This is a genomic window from Marinobacter guineae (assembly GCF_002744735.1).
Classification (GTDB): domain Bacteria; phylum Pseudomonadota; class Gammaproteobacteria; order Pseudomonadales; family Oleiphilaceae; genus Marinobacter; species Marinobacter guineae.
The window spans coordinates 281,421-295,605 of sequence record NZ_KZ319341.1 but is presented as its reverse complement, the minus strand read 5'-3'; the positions used below and the strand labels follow the sequence as shown (position 1 = coordinate 295,605).

The window sequence follows — 14,185 nt, the reverse complement described above, 5'->3', positions numbered from 1 at the left end:
GATGAAAACGATCGATCCTGGCTCAACGGGTACGGTCATTAACCAGTGTGAAGAGGTGCGATGCATTGATGTGCGTTGCGTTATAAATAAGTCTGAACAGGAAGAAGAATATGAAGGCTCTTACTAAAAAGTTCTCTCAATCTCTGGCTGTCGCAGCAATCGTCACAAGCGCAGCGGTCATGGTCGCCATGCCGGCCCAGGCGCGTGATCTGGCTGAAATTCGTGACGACGTATTCCAGGTGGTAAATTCCGGCGCGTACCCTCCCTTCAGTTTTGTCGATACCCAGGGCAACCTGGTTGGCTTTGACGTTGATATTGCTGAGGCTCTGGCTGAAAAGATGGGTGTTGAGGTTAACGTACAGTCCTCCCCCTGGAACGGCATCATCGCCGCCCTGGTCGGTGGCCGTTTTGATGCCTGCATTTGCAGCATGAGCAACACTGAAGAACGTCGGCAGGCGGTTGACTTTACCGATCCCTACTACAGCGCGGGTCTCTCAGTCTGGGTGCAAGGAAGTACCGACGATATCAATAGCATCGATGACTTTGCAGGCAAGCGTATTGGTTCCACTCTGGGTGAAACCGGTAACCAGTGGGCGGTGGAAAACGCTGACGGCAAATGGCGTAACCAGACCTTCCAGGGCTTACCTGACATGATGAATGGCCTGACCACAGGCCGCATCGATGCCATGATCGCTGATGACGTGCCCGTGCTGGTTGCCATGCAGGAAAATGCACCCGACATCAAGATGGTAGACGTTGGTGAATTGCCACGCTGGCCTGCCGCCATTTCTATTCAAAAGAATCACCCTGAGCTGCTTAAGGCTCTGAACTCAGCCCTGAAAGAAATCAAGGCTGATGGTACTTACCAGGCCATTGTCGATAAGTGGATTGGCGAAGGCGCCAACATCGAGTAAAGGCTGGGCAAGGGGAGAGCCTGTTGCAGCCTGCGCTTTAAGGCTCTCCCCTGGGTCAACACTTCGAGCGTCGTATTACCAATAACAGTGAAAAGGTAAGACCATGGATTTCAACCTGATGGTCGAGGTCACGCCCTTGTTGATCAAGGCGGCCTGGGTCACGATCGACATCTCGGCCCGTGGCCTGCTCTTTGGATTTTTCGTGGCCTGTGGGCTGGTCTTCTTGCAGTCTTTTCGCTTTGCACCCATCCGCTGGTTTGCCCGTGGCTATATCAGCGTGGTTCGCGGGACTCCCTATTTCGTCCAATTGTTGCTGGTGTTTTATGGTGGCCCCAGTATTGGCTTAAAGCTTGACCCCTTCACGTGTGGTGTCGTCGTGGGTGCTTTCAATATTGGCGCCTATATGAGTGAAGCGATTCGCGGCTCCATTGAATCGGTGGATAAAGGTCAGGCGGAAGCCGCCAGGTCACTGGGGTTTGGCAAGGTACACACGATGGTGTCTGTCGTGTTGCCGCAAGCTGCCGCACTGATGATTCGTTCTGTCGGGGTGTTGGCCATTGTACTGGTGAAAAACTCCTCCCTGGTTTCCATCATCTCGGTGGTTGAGTTGACGTATCAGGCTCAGCGCCTGATTGGTTCGACCTACAAGCCGCTGGAGATTTTCACCCTCAGTGCATTGATGTACATCGTTATTGTCTACGCGGTGATGGGCATCATCGAACTGGCCTATCGTCGCGCGACGCGCTACACAACCCAATAGAAGGGCGCAGAGATGGAATTTGATTTCGGTCCGGTAATAACCTATTTCCCTACCTTGTTGAAAGGCCTTGGTGTGGGTTTCCTGGTGGCCCTTGTCGTTGCATTCATGTCTATTGTGGGTGGGCTGTTGGTGGCGGTGATTTCCATTTATATCAATAAGGTTGTGAGCTGGCCATTGCGCTTTTTTATCTGGCTGTTCATGACCACGCCACTGCTGCTACAACTCTACTTTTTGTATTTTGGCCTCGGCGAGTGGATTCTGATTCCCGCCATCCTGGTTGGCATTCTTGGGCTGGGTTTTCACTACATGGCCTACAACGCCGACATTTTCATTGCCACCATCAAATCAGTGTCCGACGGTCAGTATGAAGCTTCACGGTCCCTCGGCTTTGGGCATGGTGCCACCATTTTCTACATTATTGTGCCGCAGGCCTTTATTCGCGCGATCCCGCAGCTGGGCAACAATATGATTTTAATGGTGAAAGATACGTCCGTCTTATCCGCCATTGGTGTGGCTGAGCTGGTGTATGCCTCTCAGTATGCGATCAGCGTAACGTTCCGGCCATTCGAGTTTTTCATCGTTATCGCCACGCTGTACTACCTGATCAACATTTTTATGGAGCTAGGCCAGGCCTGGCTGGAGCGGCAGACGGCCTATCGTCGCTAAACCCTAATCTATTGCAGCATGACAGGCGGGAGAATCCATGAGCACTGAACATCAAACCGAAACTCCGATGGTCGAAATCCGCAACGTGCACAAGCGGTTTGGCGATCTGGAAGTTTTGAAGGGCATCAACCTGACGGTAAATCGCGGAAAGATCATATCCATTATTGGTCCTTCCGGTTCCGGCAAGAGCACGCTGTTACGCTCGGTGAACCAACTGGAGGTGATTGACCAGGGTGAGATTCTTCTCGACGGCATCCAGGTGAACCGCCCCGATAAAAAAGGCCTGGCATTTGAACGCCATATCAACCATATCCGTCAGAACATGGGCATGGTCTTTCAACACTTCAATCTCTTTCCTCACCTGTCCACGATCGACAACGTCACCCTGGCACCACGCAAACTGAAAGGTATGGATAAAAACGTGGCCCGGGAGTTGGGCATGGAATTGCTTGACCGGGTTGGTCTTGCCGAGAAAGCTGAGGTGTTTCCAAACTGGTTGTCGGGTGGCCAGAAGCAAAGGGTGGCGATCGCCCGGGCGCTGGCGATGCAGCCCAAAGTGATGCTCTTTGACGAGGCGACTTCAGCACTGGATCCGGAGCTTGTCGAAGAAGTTAACCGGGTCATGCGCGGCCTGGCAGAAGAACATATGACCATGTTGATCGTGACACACGAGATGGGATTTGCGCGTGATGTTTCGGACTGGGCCATGTTTATGGATGGGGGAGTCGTCGTTGAAGAAGGCACCCCGGATAAGCTGTTTAGTGATCCGGATCAGGAGCGAACGCGCAACTTCCTGAGCAAACACCTCGGTGATCATCACTAGGCGGTGAACCGTGAAATGTTTTTACCATGAGGCGCAAAAATCTCACGCCCCCAAGCACTTTTTGCTCCGTGGCCAACCCGCGCCCTCACCAGAGCAACCGGTTCGCTCTGAGTGCCTGAAAGCGGCGATTGAAGCGACGAGTGCCAGTCTGATTCTGTTGCCACCGCTTACCAGGGATACGCTACTTCTGGACCGGCTGAAGCGTATTCACACCTCTCGCTATCTTAGCTTCCTTGAGAGTGTGGTGGAGCGTTGGCGGGCCATGCCCGGTGCTTCCGATGTGGTTGCTCCCAATGTACATCCTTGTGGCTATGCCCGTTTTTACCCTCGCCACATAATCGGCCAGGCAGGGTGGCACATGAATGATATGGCGTGCCCGATGGATGAAGGCAGTTATACCGGCATTCTCGCCAGTGCAACAACAGCCCAGGCAGCGGCGGATGCCGTGCTGCAAGGCGAGGTTGCCAGCTATGCTCTGTGTCGACCGCCGGGCCACCATGCCGGGCCGGAACGGGCAGGCGGCTTCTGCTTCCTGAACAACTCGGCTCTGGCAGCCACCGTGTTGCGTGAGCGCTATGAGCGCGTAGCCATCATCGATGTCGATGTCCATCACGGCAACGGAACTCAGGACATTTTTTGGCAACGAAACGACGTCTGGACTGGATCGGTCCACGTCGACCCTGCGGATTTCTACCCCTTTTACTGGGGTGCGGCGGATGAAGTGGGGGAAGGTAATGGCGAGGGGTATAACCGAAATGTACCTCTGGCACTGGGTGCCAATGGCATTGATTTTTTACAGGCCCTGTCGCGCCTGTTGTCAGCGCTTGCCGAATTTCAGCCTCAGGCCATCGTCATCGCACTCGGGCTTGATGCCCATAAGGATGACCCCCTGGCTGGGATGACGCTGGAAACCGAGGATTTTTACCGCATTGGCCAGCGCCTGGCGCAGGTCAAAGGCCCGAAAGTGATCGTTCAGGAGGGCGGATATCCAACTGACAGCCTTGGTGATAATCTTGCCGCCTTCTTGCAGGGCTTCCGTTGTGGTTAATGGCGCGGGCTTCCCGCTTTATTCAACTAGAAAGAGTGTATTTTATGAGTGATCGTTACATCGACAGCAACCAACGTATGAGTCAGGTCGTCGTGCATGGCAACACGGCCTATCTGGCAGGCCAGGTAGCTCATGACGCCAGTGCCGGCATGCGCGGACAAACCGAACAGATTCTGGAAGGCATCGATCAGCTGCTGGCCAAGGCCGGTACTGATAAATCCCACATCCTGTCTGCGACCATCTGGGTAACTGACATGGCCGAGTTCCAGGAAATGAACACGGCCTGGGATGCCTGGGTTACACCAGGACGTACCCCAGCTCGTGCCTGTGTCACAGGCAATCTGGCCAAACCGGAATGGAAAGTGGAAATTATGGTCATTGCCGCCATTCCCGCTTGAGGAAGCGGGTTTTATCGGTTCGGGTTACCCCTCTGGTGTATCGCAGATACGGGGCCTTTCGGTTTTACCCGTTCATAGCGAAAGCTGTGTAACCCGAACTTCACCGCGGAGCCGGTCGACCGTTTCCTTATTGAACAACTCGGTTCCTGGCTGCATCACCGTTGCCGCGCTGCAGGCAATGCCTTCACGTAATGCATCCCGTTCCGATGCGCCCTGCGCCAGTAGCCCCGCAATACCGGCCACCATCGAATCACCGGCCCCGACCGTGGAGAGCAGGGGGACCGAGGGTGCTTCCCCCTTCAGGACACTGGACGAAGTCACCAGCAACGCACCCTCAGCGCCCATGGAGACGCAGACCCAGGTCACGCCCCGCTCTTGCAGTTGGCGGGCTTCCCGAACGATATCCTGTTGATTCGTAAGAGGCTGCCCGACCAGGGCTTCCAGTTCGAAACGGTTGGGCTTGATCATGAAAGGTTGGGCTTCGATCGCATGCTGCAGAAGTTCATCATGAGAGTCGACGAGTGCACGCCCCCCGGCCGCTTGCACCCGTCGGACCGCTTCGGCGTAAAGGTCCTTCGGCAAGTCCCGCTGTAACGATCCGGTGATAACCCCCAACCCCTCGTTGCAATGGGTCACGAATTGGTCGAGCAAATGTTCCCACTGTGCCGTCGACACCACGGGGCCGACGCCACTGACCTCAAACTGGGCACCAGTCAGGCTTTCGAGAATGGTGCCATTGATCCGGGTTTCGCCGTCTACCTCCTGGTAACTGACCTGATCCAGCTGCGCATCAAGCTGATGGCGCAGGAAACGACCGATTTCGCCAGCGACAACACAGAAGGTGCAAGCTTGGACCTCAAGTCGTTTGAGACCGCGACCGACATTTATCCCGTTACCGCCGGGATCGTACCTGGAACTCACGGCGTGGACTTTCTGGTCAGCAATCAGCTGGGGGATTTGATAGGTGATATCAACAGCCGGATTCAGGCTTAAAACGGCTACGGGCAGTTGTGTGAATGCGTCGACCATCAGGTGCTCCTGGGTGGCGGCGGTTTGCCAACGCCAATCAGCGGGAGGGTGAGGACATCATAAAACCGGTGACGTTCCTTCACCAGCAGTTCCTATCCAACACAGCCACGGCGATGTCTACTGCATTGTGGCTTCGTCTCCATTCCATAGGCGCGCATGTGCTGGCGGCGTTGAGGCTGTAGAAAAATCCCGAAAATCCCATCTCGGTTTGGTAGGATCAGGCAAACAGACAAGGAGCCGTCGGAATGCCCCGCTTCAAGCACTACAACTACGATCAGGACGCTATGGTCGTGATCAACTACCAGGAACAACTCCAGCCGGGAGATCCAGTGGTGCTGCGAGACCAACATTATCTTCAAGGCACTGTCTTGCGATACCGTCCCGCACTTCACCACGCTGGCCAAGTTCGTCAGTCGCCATGCCGATGAGATCGAAGAGCTGTTCGAGAAAATCTTGCTGGTGTGCCACGAACAAGGCCTGTTGGGTAACGAGCTGTTTGCCATCGACGGCTGATCCGCCACCACCTGAAAGAGCACCACGAACGGGACGAGGCAGAAACCGAGGCCGAGCTGGACCGGGACATCCGCCGGGCGAAGACGGCTCTCTCCCTGGATGAGTCCCTGAAGAAAGTGGACCGCTTCCTAAAGACGAGCCGCCCAAGGATGGGCCGTGGTCACCGCCGACACTGCCTTAAGAAGCATCAATGTATGCAGAACCCGGAGTCTGCCAATCACCGCAAAGGCAAAGGGCGGCAAGTCTCCTATACCCTGGAGCTGAAGCGCGGGCCCACCCACACCGACTGGATGAAGCAACGCGTCGACAGCCAGCAGGGCAAAGAGATCTACAGTCACCGAATGTCGGTTGTGGAACCGGTGTTCGGCAACATTGGCACGAACAAAGGACTCAATCGCTTCAGTTTGCGCGGCCGGAAAAAGGGACAGGGCCAGTGGCAGCTATACTGCCTGGTGCACAATATTGAGAAGCTTACGAATTACGGGCAGTTGGCAGCGTGATACCGAGAGTGGAGACGCTGAGGAAGAGCTTGCTGGAAGCCAGCAATACTGGCGCTTAGCACGTCGAAAAGCCGAAGTTCATGGTTGGGGCCTGAATTCGGGATTATCGGTCAGTTGATGGCCGCAATAAAAATTACAGGAATCAGGCGGTAGGCATGGCTCGCAATCGGGTTTTTCTAAAGCCTCGTTATGTGTCCGTCACCTGCAGACCATAGAAGGGAATCCTATGACTAAACATGTTGGTTCTTGCCTGTGTGGCACAGTGAGATTTGAGGTCCATGGGGACTTCGACAGCTTTTACCTGTGTCATTGTGAGTATTGCCAAAAAGATACGGGATCTGCTCATGCGGCAAATTTATTTTCGCAGTCAGCTAAACTGACCTGGCTGGCGGGTGCAGATGCTGTGACTTCCTTTACGCTTCCAGGTACTCGCCACAACAAAAGCTTTTGTAGATCGTGTGGTTCAGCATTACCAAGCACTCAACTTACTGACCAGCTCGTCGTTCCCGCAGGGTGTTTGGACACTGAAGTCTCTGTGTTGCCAACTGCGCACATCTTCACATCGAGTAGAGCGGTTTGGGACGGGGCGATTGGTGACGTGCCAGAGTTCGAGGGCCTGCCAGAGTAAGCTAAGATTACATAACCAGCGGCTGTTGGCGGACGCACCTTCGCTGGCGCTCCGGCACGCCGCAAAACCAAGGCTATGGAGAAAGCCGTCTCCGCCAGTAGCCTGGTTTTCTTGAGTGGTGAGCAAAAGCAACGACTATGATAGCTTGGTTTCTTTCGATAATTGCAAGCGTGAACGGGAATCTATGAAGGATGAGTTGTTTTGCCCCGGATTCTGCGGCGAATCTCACGGTCCCACGCTTCTGCAACACCTTCATCTGTAGGGCCATCCAGGCTTGCCACTAGGTCTTTGGCTAGAGCGGCGCGCTCCTGTTCGGGGAGCGTCATGGCAGCGTTTCTGAGGGTTTCGAGTTCGAGCGTAGTCATTTGTGATCACCGCCGATACCGGCTTCGCCAACGAAGCCAACATGAAGTACCCGCACGAACGGCAGATCAACGGCTACGTGCCGGACAACAAATTCCGCAGTCGCGACCCGAAGTTCCAGAACCAGAAAGACAAGTATGGCAAGCGTCATCAGAACCTGCCGGATACGGCCTCGTTAAATGCCGGTAATAGCCAGGTCCAGGGCTCCAACAATCTGGTTTCCGAAATGCGATAGAGAACCAACCGGGTTTTTGAGATGCTTTTCAGAAACAGAGGAAATTTGTGGGGTAAACAGTAGTAGCTCCTGGTCTGCAAAGCTGATTTCCGGCATGAGTCCTTGCATGGCTTCGCCACCAAACGCGGAGCGTTTCCCCAAAGGGATAACGATGCGAGTTGCCAGTTCGTTCAGCAGGCTGCTCTGAATATCGACAAGGTAAGGGTAGTGGGCTTTGCTGGTTTTGCTTGGGTTGGGGTAGACATCGAACTGTGCCATCAAAACTCCCTGAATTCGTCGCCGAAGCATCCATGTTGTTCGACAAAATTGTTGTAACTTTTTATCGCAGCTCGATTTTCTTCAACCCATTGTTCTGCCTCGCGTTTGGCGAGCTCTTCTCTCAGGGCTCGCTCCAGGGTAGCAGACAAGTTAATGTTCAGTTCACGGGTCTTACGAAGCAGATCGCTATTGATGGAGAGGTTCGCCGCTTTTTTGGGGGCGCCTTCGTTGTAGAGTTCGGCCATTGGAGCCTCCAGGTGGCTGTTTGATGCATAACCTTAGTTTATGCGCACGGGCATGCGCATTCAAGCATTTAACCAATGACTGTTGTCGGACGCGCTTACGCTGGTGCGCCGTAAAGCCAAAGCTTGACTGCTTTTACCGAACCCATTGGCACCTGTAAGGAAATCTTCGCAATGGACATCCCACGCATCTTCAACATTATGGAAAGTGGTCACCGCATCCATAACCCGTTCACACCCGAAAAGCTTGCCACTCTTGGTGCAGCCCTGCATCTGGAATCGGGTACCCGGGTTCTTGATCTTGGCAGTGGTTCTGGAGAGATGCTGTGTACATGGGCACGTGATTACGGTGTCATTGGCACCGGTGTCGACATGAGCCAATTGTTCACAGAGCAGGCTATATTACGTGCCGAAGAACTGTGCGTGGACCATCAAGTCCGGTTCATCCATGACGATGCGGCAGGCTATGTCTCGGACGAAAAAGTCGATGTGGCGGCCTGCCTGGGTGCTTCCTGGATCGCTGGGGGTGTCGCCGGGACGATTGAGCTTCTGGCGCGGAGCCTACGCACTGGTGGAATCATCCTTATCGGCGAGCCTTACTGGCGGCAGTTGCCACCAACGGAAGATATTGCCAAGGGGTGTCTGGCGACCGCAATCTCTGACTTCCTTGTGCTGCCAGAACTGGTCGCATCTTTCGGTCGCCTGGGTTACGACGTGGTTGAAATGGTTCTGGCTAATCAAGACGATTGGGACAGATACGAGGCGGCCAAATGGCTCACTATTCGCCGGTGGCTTGAAGCCAATCCCGGTGATGAATTGGCCCCAGAGGTGCAATCCAGGCTGACCTCGGAACCACAGCGCCATGCTGCGTACACACGTGAATATCTGGGCTGGGGCGTGTTCGCGCTGATGCCGCGGATCTTCCTCAAACAGGCCTGATAATCCATTCAGGCCGACGCCAGAGACGTTAGCACTCAGGAAGAAAGTGAATGTTTATCGCAGTCTATAACCGTCACATTGACGATCACCGGAGAAAACAAGCGATATGAACACGGCTCCAACACCCTATCCAATCGGCACACCCGGCACCCACTGGGGCGAGGCGGAACGCGCCGAGTGGTTGTCACGGCAGACCCGTCAGCGCAGTTACGAGTCGGAGGTGTTGAGTGTGATCGAGCGTCTGCGCTCGCGCTTTGATGTTGAAGAGTACGGTGCTCTGGATTACGGCCCGGATTATTATCCGCTGATGGCGATTCGCAGCCGGGATTGGAATGACGATCTGCCGGTGGTGCTGGTAACAGGCGGGGTTCACGGGTACGAAACCAGCGGTGTGCACGGCGCGCTGCAGTTCCTCAATCAGTATGCTGCGGACTATGCCGGCCGCGTGAACCTGCTGGTTGCGCCGTGCGTCAGTCCCTGGGCTTACGAGCGCATTCATCGCTGGAACCCGAACGCGATTGATCCGAACCGCTCATTCCACGAGGGCAGTCCGGCTGGGGAGTCGGCCGCACTCATGCGATTGGTGGCGCCTGTTCGTGATCGTGCACTGATTCATATCGACCTTCACGAGACCACCGATACCGACGAAACCGAGTTTCGCCCGGCGCTTGCCGCGCGCGATGGCACGCCGTTCGAGCCGGCCGGGGTTCCCGATGGCTTCTACGTAGTCGATGACAGCGAGAACCCGCAGCCTGAATTCCAGCAGGCGTTGATCAGGGCGGTCGAGCAGGTTACGCATATCGCGCCGGCCGATGACAGCGGCGAGATCTTTGGCTCACCGGTAGTCGCCCGGGGCGTCATCGAGTATCCGCTCCAGCAGTGGGGCCTGTGCGCCGGTATTACTAACGCTCACTACCGGACCACCACCGAGGTCTATCCCGACAGTCCCCGTGTAACCCCCGAGCAATGCAATGCCGCGCAGGCTGTCGCGGTGTGTGCGGCGATCGACTACGGGCTGGCTGCACGGCACACCTCACATTGAGGTGGTCGTGGGTTCGCCGGGATTCACCATGGTTTCTGGGGGTGTTGTTGATTCTGAGAGGTAAGACTGCGACAACGCCTCCAGCTTCTCCTGTCTCAACTGCCCAACCGCATTCCAGATCTGCTCTGAGAGCTCCGGGTTCTCAGCTTTGAACTGCCGGGACAGCATCAGATAGTAGGGTTTGGTTCTCAGGGGCGGGTCGATCCGGACAATCCCCGAGAGTTGGTCGGCGTTCCTGGTTAACAGGAAATCCGCCGTGACCGACTGGAGGGCAACGGCATCCACCCGCCTTGCGATCAGCAGTTGGAGGCTTTGCATGGAGCTGCGAACCTTCATCACCGAGACTTCCAGGTCCTCCAGGTCATTCACTATGGAGTAACCCAGTGGGGCGCCAATTTCCAGGTCAGGGTTCGCGAAGGTCTTGCCGTTCCAGCCGAGGTCAGCATTGGGCAGGGAATATAGATGGTAACTTATGGTGGTCAGGCGGCGTGAGGGGTCCACCTGCCCATCCTTCCGGGGGTACGCCCCAATGCGGGTGCGCTCTTCATTGTAGGAGGCATTAAAGATCCCATCCACCTGGCCCGTTTCGAGCATGGCAAGGCAGCGTTTCCAGGGGTAGCGGCTGAATTTGATCTGCAATCCCGGTATCCGCTCCTCCAGCAGTTTGACCAGCTCCACCGCCGCACCAGGCTTTTCCAGTACCCGCTGGGTCTCACCCATGTAGTAGGGGAACTGGGTTTTATCCTCATAGGCGACATGCAGGACAGTTTCGGCAACCGCAGGCTGGGCCGCAGCCAGGAGCAGGCAGATCGGGAACAAAGCGAGATAAGACTGCACACAGGCCTTCAATGTCAGAGTCCAGCAGACAGATTGCAGTAACAATGTCATCTTGTCGTCAGGGCAGAATCACCAAATGATTGGGCAGTTCATTGCGCTCGTGAGTGGCGGGCACGTGCTCTTTCAGGAGCTTGCCGCAGGCAGCAATGCAGTCAAGAAATCCCTGCCGGGTCTGGCCCTGGTGCACCTTCGCGGTGAAGTCCGCCACGATGTCTTCCCATGCCGAGTTATCCAGCACGTCGGCAATGCCCTGATCCACCAGAATCTCAACATAGCGCTCTGCTTCCGAGACGAAGATCAGCATGCCGGTGCCGCCTTCGGTGTGGTGCAGGTTCTGCTCAAGGAATTGTCGCCGTGCGAGGTTGGACGCCCGCCAGTAGCGCACCTGTCGGGGAATCAGGCGGGTGTTTATGCCGGGCATCCGGAACAGCAGGCTGAGCACGACGAAAGTACCCCACTGCACCAGCATGAGCATGTCGGCTCCGAACCAGTTCCCGAAATAGTTGCCGATACCTGGCGCAAGTAACGCCAGGATGCCGGCCCAGACCAGTGGAATATAGTTGTAGTTATCCGATTGGGCCGTCAGTACGGTGACCAGTTCGGCGTCGGTTTCCCGTTCCACCTCGTTGATGGCAGCGGTAACGGCTTCCTGATCGCTTTTGCTTAATAATGTCATGATTCTGTGATTCTCATTGTCAGGTGAGGGGGTTCCGCGCGTACGGATACCAATACGGAGCTACCAGCCACCGGAGGCACCGCCGCCGCCGAAGCCGCCTCCGCCACCGCCAAAACCGCCACCACCGAAGCCGCCGCCACGGCCGCCCATGGCGCCACCCAACAGAGCCGCGCCTAACAGGGCAGCACCCCCGCGGCCACCACGGCCACCGCGACTGCCGATGAAGAACACCACCGCCATCATGATGATGAAGAACAGCGCGACCATGCCGGCCTTTGGCTTCTCCTGGAGTGGGCGGGTCTGCTCCTGGGGAACCGCCATGGGCTCTCCGCCGAGAACCTGGATCATGGCGGCGGTGCCGTTGACGATACCGGCCTCAAAATCGCCCTGGCGGAAAGCCGGGCTTATCGCCTGACTGATGATGACGGAGGATTGCGCGTCGGTGAGCCGGCCTTCAAGGCCATAGCCCACTTCGATGCGGATAGCACGCTCTTCCTCTGCCACGATCAGCAGGGCGCCGTTATCCTCGCCCTCCTGACCAATACCCCAGTGCCGGCCCAACTGATAGCCGAAATCCTCAATGGGATAACCCTGCAGGTTGGGCAGGGTAATCACCACAACCTGTTCGGTGCTGGCCTGTTCGTGGGCCTGAAGCATCTGAGTCAGGCGCGTTTCCACTTGCGGGGAGAGCATGTCTGCCTGGTCTACCACCCGGCCAGTCAGTTCGGGAAATTCTGGCGATGACTGGGCCCAGACGGTAGCCGGGAGCAACAGCAATAACGTTAACAGCAGGCTTTTCCGGGGCAGTGCAACCATCAGAATGTCACCGCTGGTGCGTCTTCCGCATTGTCCGCGGTGGCTTCAAAGTTGGCGCGGGGCTCGAGATCACTATACAGGATGCTGTGCCAGATTTTCCCCGGGAAGGTGCGCAGCTCGGTGTTGTAGCGTTCCACCGCCTGGATGAAATCCCGGCGCGCGACGGCAATACGATTCTCTGTGCCTTCAAGCTGGGACTGCAAGGCCAGGAAGTTCTGGTTCGACTTCAGGTCCGGATAACGTTCGGACACCGCCATCAGGCGGCTCAGGGCACTGCTCAGTTCACCTTGGGCCTGCTGGAACTGCTGCAGCTTCTCGGGATTGTTGAGAATGCTCTCGTCCACCTGAATCGAGGTGGCCTTGGAGCGCGCCTCAATCACCGCGGTCAGGGTTTCCTGCTCCTGGGCCGCGAAGCCCTTGACGGTTTCCACCAGGTTGGGAATCAGGTCTGCACGGCGCTGGTACTGGTTCTCCACCTGGGCCCAGGCGGCCGTCACTCTCTCATCGTAGGTGGGGATGTTATTGATTCCGCAGCCACTGAGTAACAAAACCAGCGCCATCAGAGATGTCAGCTGCCAGGCAGACCGCTGTTGAAACGGTTTTTGAAGGATTCCCATAGTGCTCTGTCCCGGTGATGGTTGTCTTAAGAAGGGAAGATGCCCGGCCCGCAGGCGAAGACATCGAACTCCCGTCTAGATGGGGGCAGAGCTACTGTTTTCAAGGTGGCCAGCGTGGACTAAGCCCAGTGTGGTGGGCAAAAATTGAACAGATCAGGGCTTGTCATGAGCATCAGACATTAAATCATTGACCCTGTTTCTGCGCCTGCTCCCTTTCCCGCTTATTATCCCTGGCCGTAAAACCCCAGCCTACGGCGGTAAGGAGAATCAATCCGGTGATGATCGGTGAAACTTCGCCATAGGTAACCACTGCCCCGATGACTGACGCCACTGCAGCCGCTGCGGACAGTTTCCATGAGTAGCCGCTGGTTCCGGATTGTTTCTGTTGTACTTCTCGCATATAAGGGTCCTCGTGAGCCAACGCTAACAGTAACAGGAATCGCTGAAAAACCGGGGCTTAGTATGACCGAATATCAAATTTAGGAAACGCTTCCTTTTCCCGGTATGCTGCCGCAACACATCTCATTTGATCCCGGGAGATCCCATCAGTGAAATTGAAAAGTTCTATGCTTCTTATGGCAGTGGCGGCCTTGGCTGGCTGCCAGACCTCATCCTACGTATCCTCCGCTGCCACTGATGGCGATGGCGTTACCTGCGGCGAAATCTACCAGGCTTTTTCAGCCTACCAACAGGACCGCCAATCTGCAGGGGCATGGGCTCAGCTGGGCCAACTGATCAGCCCCACCGCTGGCAACTATGCTGATATGGGCGTTCAAACGGCCGCCAGATATTACGATCAGATCAAGGCGACCACCAACGTGGCCCTCGCGGTTCGAGGGTGTCAGCCAGTGCAATGAGGCCATCCGTATGCAAAACGAATG

General features: G+C 56.0%; 19 protein-coding genes and 2 pseudogenes. 12 read left to right on the top strand and 9 right to left on the bottom strand.

Features of this window, described 5'->3' with window-relative positions; genetic code table 11:
• The first annotated feature begins 110 nt into the window (after nt 1-110).
• From CLH62_RS15670 to CLH62_RS15645, 6 genes are all read left to right on the top strand, one after another.
• The gene (locus CLH62_RS15670; protein ID WP_099619123.1) at nt 111-914 is read left to right on the top strand and encodes a transporter substrate-binding domain-containing protein; all 804 of its coding nucleotides are present in this window, start codon (nt 111-113) and stop codon (nt 912-914) included.
• A gap of 103 nt (nt 915-1,017) precedes the next feature.
• Nucleotides 1,018-1,674 (top strand): amino acid ABC transporter permease, encoded by a 657-nt coding sequence (locus CLH62_RS15665; RefSeq protein WP_099619122.1) that lies wholly within the window; start codon nt 1,018-1,020, stop codon nt 1,672-1,674.
• A 12-nt stretch (nt 1,675-1,686) separates the two neighbouring features.
• Nucleotides 1,687-2,340 carry an amino acid ABC transporter permease gene (locus CLH62_RS15660; RefSeq protein WP_099619121.1) on the top strand — a complete coding sequence of 218 codons (654 nt, stop codon included), beginning with the start codon at nt 1,687-1,689 and terminating at the stop codon, nt 2,338-2,340.
• Nucleotides 2,341-2,377: 37 nt separating this feature from the next.
• Nucleotides 2,378-3,163, top strand: coding sequence for an amino acid ABC transporter ATP-binding protein (locus CLH62_RS15655; protein WP_322868620.1), 786 nt, complete (start codon nt 2,378-2,380; stop codon nt 3,161-3,163).
• A 10-nt stretch (nt 3,164-3,173) separates the two neighbouring features.
• On the top strand, nt 3,174-4,211 hold the full coding sequence (locus CLH62_RS15650) for a histone deacetylase family protein (protein ID WP_099619120.1): 1,038 nt from the start codon (nt 3,174-3,176) through the stop codon (nt 4,209-4,211).
• 44 nt (nt 4,212-4,255) lie between these two features.
• Entirely contained in the window at nt 4,256-4,609 is a 354-nt protein-coding gene (locus CLH62_RS15645) for a RidA family protein (protein ID WP_048495639.1), read from the top strand.
• 72 nt (nt 4,610-4,681) lie between these two features.
• On the opposite strand, the gene CLH62_RS15640 is transcribed toward CLH62_RS15645, so the two are convergent.
• Nucleotides 4,682-5,638, bottom strand: coding sequence for a 1-phosphofructokinase family hexose kinase (locus tag CLH62_RS15640; RefSeq protein WP_099619119.1), 957 nt, complete (start codon nt 5,636-5,638; stop codon nt 4,682-4,684).
• A 245-nt stretch (nt 5,639-5,883) separates the two neighbouring features.
• Here CLH62_RS15640 and CLH62_RS21590 point away from each other — a divergent pair.
• Together CLH62_RS21590 and CLH62_RS15630 are read left to right on the top strand one after the other, a co-directional pair.
• Nucleotides 5,884-6,651, top strand: a pseudogene (locus CLH62_RS21590) (transposase).
• Nucleotides 6,652-6,877: 226 nt separating this feature from the next.
• Nucleotides 6,878-7,279, top strand: coding sequence for a GFA family protein (locus CLH62_RS15630; RefSeq protein WP_099619118.1), 402 nt, complete (start codon nt 6,878-6,880; stop codon nt 7,277-7,279).
• Between the two features lie 182 nt (nt 7,280-7,461).
• On the opposite strand, the gene CLH62_RS15625 is transcribed toward CLH62_RS15630, so the two are convergent.
• A complete protein-coding gene (locus CLH62_RS15625) occupies nt 7,462-7,644 on the bottom strand; it encodes an addiction module protein (RefSeq protein ID WP_099619117.1) in 183 nt (60 codons plus the stop codon).
• Nucleotides 7,645-7,646: 2 nt separating this feature from the next.
• Here CLH62_RS15625 and CLH62_RS21450 point away from each other — a divergent pair.
• Nucleotides 7,647-7,811 (top strand): annotated as a pseudogene (locus CLH62_RS21450) (IS1182 family transposase); the annotation flags it as partial.
• A 6-nt stretch (nt 7,812-7,817) separates the two neighbouring features.
• Here CLH62_RS21450 and CLH62_RS15615 read toward each other — a convergent pair.
• Both CLH62_RS15615 and CLH62_RS15610 read right to left on the bottom strand, forming a co-directional pair.
• Complete coding sequence (locus tag CLH62_RS15615) at nt 7,818-8,135, bottom strand: CcdB family protein (RefSeq protein WP_099619116.1); 318 nt, start codon at nt 8,133-8,135, stop codon at nt 7,818-7,820.
• Nucleotides 8,135-8,380, bottom strand: coding sequence for a type II toxin-antitoxin system CcdA family antitoxin (locus tag CLH62_RS15610; RefSeq protein WP_099619115.1), 246 nt, complete (start codon nt 8,378-8,380; stop codon nt 8,135-8,137). Before CLH62_RS15610 ends, CLH62_RS15615 begins: the two co-directional genes overlap by 1 nt.
• Nucleotides 8,381-8,551: 171 nt before the next feature.
• Between CLH62_RS15610 and CLH62_RS15605 the strand changes: the two genes are divergently transcribed.
• Together CLH62_RS15605 and CLH62_RS15600 are read left to right on the top strand one after the other, a co-directional pair.
• Nucleotides 8,552-9,316 (top strand): SAM-dependent methyltransferase, encoded by a 765-nt coding sequence (locus CLH62_RS15605; RefSeq protein ID WP_099619114.1) that lies wholly within the window; start codon nt 8,552-8,554, stop codon nt 9,314-9,316.
• A 106-nt stretch (nt 9,317-9,422) separates the two neighbouring features.
• Entirely contained in the window at nt 9,423-10,358 is a 936-nt protein-coding gene (locus CLH62_RS15600; RefSeq protein WP_099619113.1) for a M14 family metallopeptidase, read from the top strand.
• Here CLH62_RS15600 and CLH62_RS15595 read toward each other — a convergent pair.
• The 5 genes from CLH62_RS15595 to CLH62_RS15575 form a co-directional block, all read right to left on the bottom strand.
• A complete protein-coding gene (locus CLH62_RS15595) occupies nt 10,350-11,246 on the bottom strand; it encodes a substrate-binding periplasmic protein (RefSeq protein WP_228152875.1) in 897 nt (298 codons plus the stop codon). The genes CLH62_RS15600 and CLH62_RS15595 overlap by 9 nt on opposite strands.
• 7 nt (nt 11,247-11,253) lie before the next feature.
• The gene (locus CLH62_RS15590) at nt 11,254-11,871 is read right to left on the bottom strand and encodes a TPM domain-containing protein (RefSeq protein ID WP_099619111.1); all 618 of its coding nucleotides are present in this window, start codon (nt 11,869-11,871) and stop codon (nt 11,254-11,256) included.
• A 60-nt stretch (nt 11,872-11,931) separates the two neighbouring features.
• Nucleotides 11,932-12,687 carry a TPM domain-containing protein gene (locus tag CLH62_RS15585; RefSeq protein ID WP_099619110.1) on the bottom strand — a complete coding sequence of 252 codons (756 nt, stop codon included), beginning with the start codon at nt 12,685-12,687 and terminating at the stop codon, nt 11,932-11,934.
• Nucleotides 12,687-13,304 carry a LemA family protein gene (locus tag CLH62_RS15580; protein ID WP_099619109.1) on the bottom strand — a complete coding sequence of 206 codons (618 nt, stop codon included), beginning with the start codon at nt 13,302-13,304 and terminating at the stop codon, nt 12,687-12,689. Before CLH62_RS15580 ends, CLH62_RS15585 begins: the two co-directional genes overlap by 1 nt.
• Before the next feature lie 184 nt (nt 13,305-13,488).
• Nucleotides 13,489-13,704 carry a hypothetical protein gene (locus CLH62_RS15575; protein ID WP_099619108.1) on the bottom strand — a complete coding sequence of 72 codons (216 nt, stop codon included), beginning with the start codon at nt 13,702-13,704 and terminating at the stop codon, nt 13,489-13,491.
• A gap of 166 nt (nt 13,705-13,870) precedes the next feature.
• Here CLH62_RS15575 and CLH62_RS15570 point away from each other — a divergent pair, with 166 nt between their 5' ends.
• Complete coding sequence (locus CLH62_RS15570) at nt 13,871-14,161, top strand: hypothetical protein (protein WP_228152874.1); 291 nt, start codon at nt 13,871-13,873, stop codon at nt 14,159-14,161.
• The last annotated feature ends 24 nt before the right edge of the window (nt 14,162-14,185 follow it).

Excerpts from the sequence above, each read along its gene's own strand:
- CLH62_RS15570 (WP_228152874.1), top strand. The coding sequence starts at position 13,871 with ATGCTTCTTATGGCAGTGGCGGCCTTGGCTGGCTGCCAGACCTCATCC.
- CLH62_RS15595 (WP_228152875.1), bottom strand. The coding sequence starts at position 11,246 with ATGACATTGTTACTGCAATCTGTCTGCTGGACTCTGACATTGAAGGCC.
- CLH62_RS15630 (WP_099619118.1), top strand. The coding sequence starts at position 6,878 with ATGACTAAACATGTTGGTTCTTGCCTGTGTGGCACAGTGAGATTTGAG.
- CLH62_RS15580 (WP_099619109.1), bottom strand. The coding sequence starts at position 13,304 with ATGGGAATCCTTCAAAAACCGTTTCAACAGCGGTCTGCCTGGCAGCTG.
- CLH62_RS15670 (WP_099619123.1), top strand. The coding sequence starts at position 111 with ATGAAGGCTCTTACTAAAAAGTTCTCTCAATCTCTGGCTGTCGCAGCA.
- CLH62_RS15600 (WP_099619113.1), top strand. The coding sequence starts at position 9,423 with ATGAACACGGCTCCAACACCCTATCCAATCGGCACACCCGGCACCCAC.
- CLH62_RS15590 (WP_099619111.1), bottom strand. The coding sequence starts at position 11,871 with ATGACATTATTAAGCAAAAGCGATCAGGAAGCCGTTACCGCTGCCATC.
- CLH62_RS15660 (WP_099619121.1), top strand. The coding sequence starts at position 1,687 with ATGGAATTTGATTTCGGTCCGGTAATAACCTATTTCCCTACCTTGTTG.
- CLH62_RS15605 (WP_099619114.1), top strand. The coding sequence starts at position 8,552 with ATGGACATCCCACGCATCTTCAACATTATGGAAAGTGGTCACCGCATC.
- CLH62_RS15665 (WP_099619122.1), top strand. The coding sequence starts at position 1,018 with ATGGATTTCAACCTGATGGTCGAGGTCACGCCCTTGTTGATCAAGGCG.
- CLH62_RS15610 (WP_099619115.1), bottom strand. The coding sequence starts at position 8,380 with ATGGCCGAACTCTACAACGAAGGCGCCCCCAAAAAAGCGGCGAACCTC.
- CLH62_RS15655 (WP_322868620.1), top strand. The coding sequence starts at position 2,378 with ATGAGCACTGAACATCAAACCGAAACTCCGATGGTCGAAATCCGCAAC.
- CLH62_RS15625 (WP_099619117.1), bottom strand. The coding sequence starts at position 7,644 with ATGACTACGCTCGAACTCGAAACCCTCAGAAACGCTGCCATGACGCTC.
- CLH62_RS15575 (WP_099619108.1), bottom strand. The coding sequence starts at position 13,704 with ATGCGAGAAGTACAACAGAAACAATCCGGAACCAGCGGCTACTCATGG.
- CLH62_RS15585 (WP_099619110.1), bottom strand. The coding sequence starts at position 12,687 with ATGGTTGCACTGCCCCGGAAAAGCCTGCTGTTAACGTTATTGCTGTTG.
- CLH62_RS15645 (WP_048495639.1), top strand. The coding sequence starts at position 4,256 with ATGAGTGATCGTTACATCGACAGCAACCAACGTATGAGTCAGGTCGTC.
- CLH62_RS15640 (WP_099619119.1), bottom strand. The coding sequence starts at position 5,638 with ATGGTCGACGCATTCACACAACTGCCCGTAGCCGTTTTAAGCCTGAAT.
- CLH62_RS15615 (WP_099619116.1), bottom strand. The coding sequence starts at position 8,135 with ATGGCACAGTTCGATGTCTACCCCAACCCAAGCAAAACCAGCAAAGCC.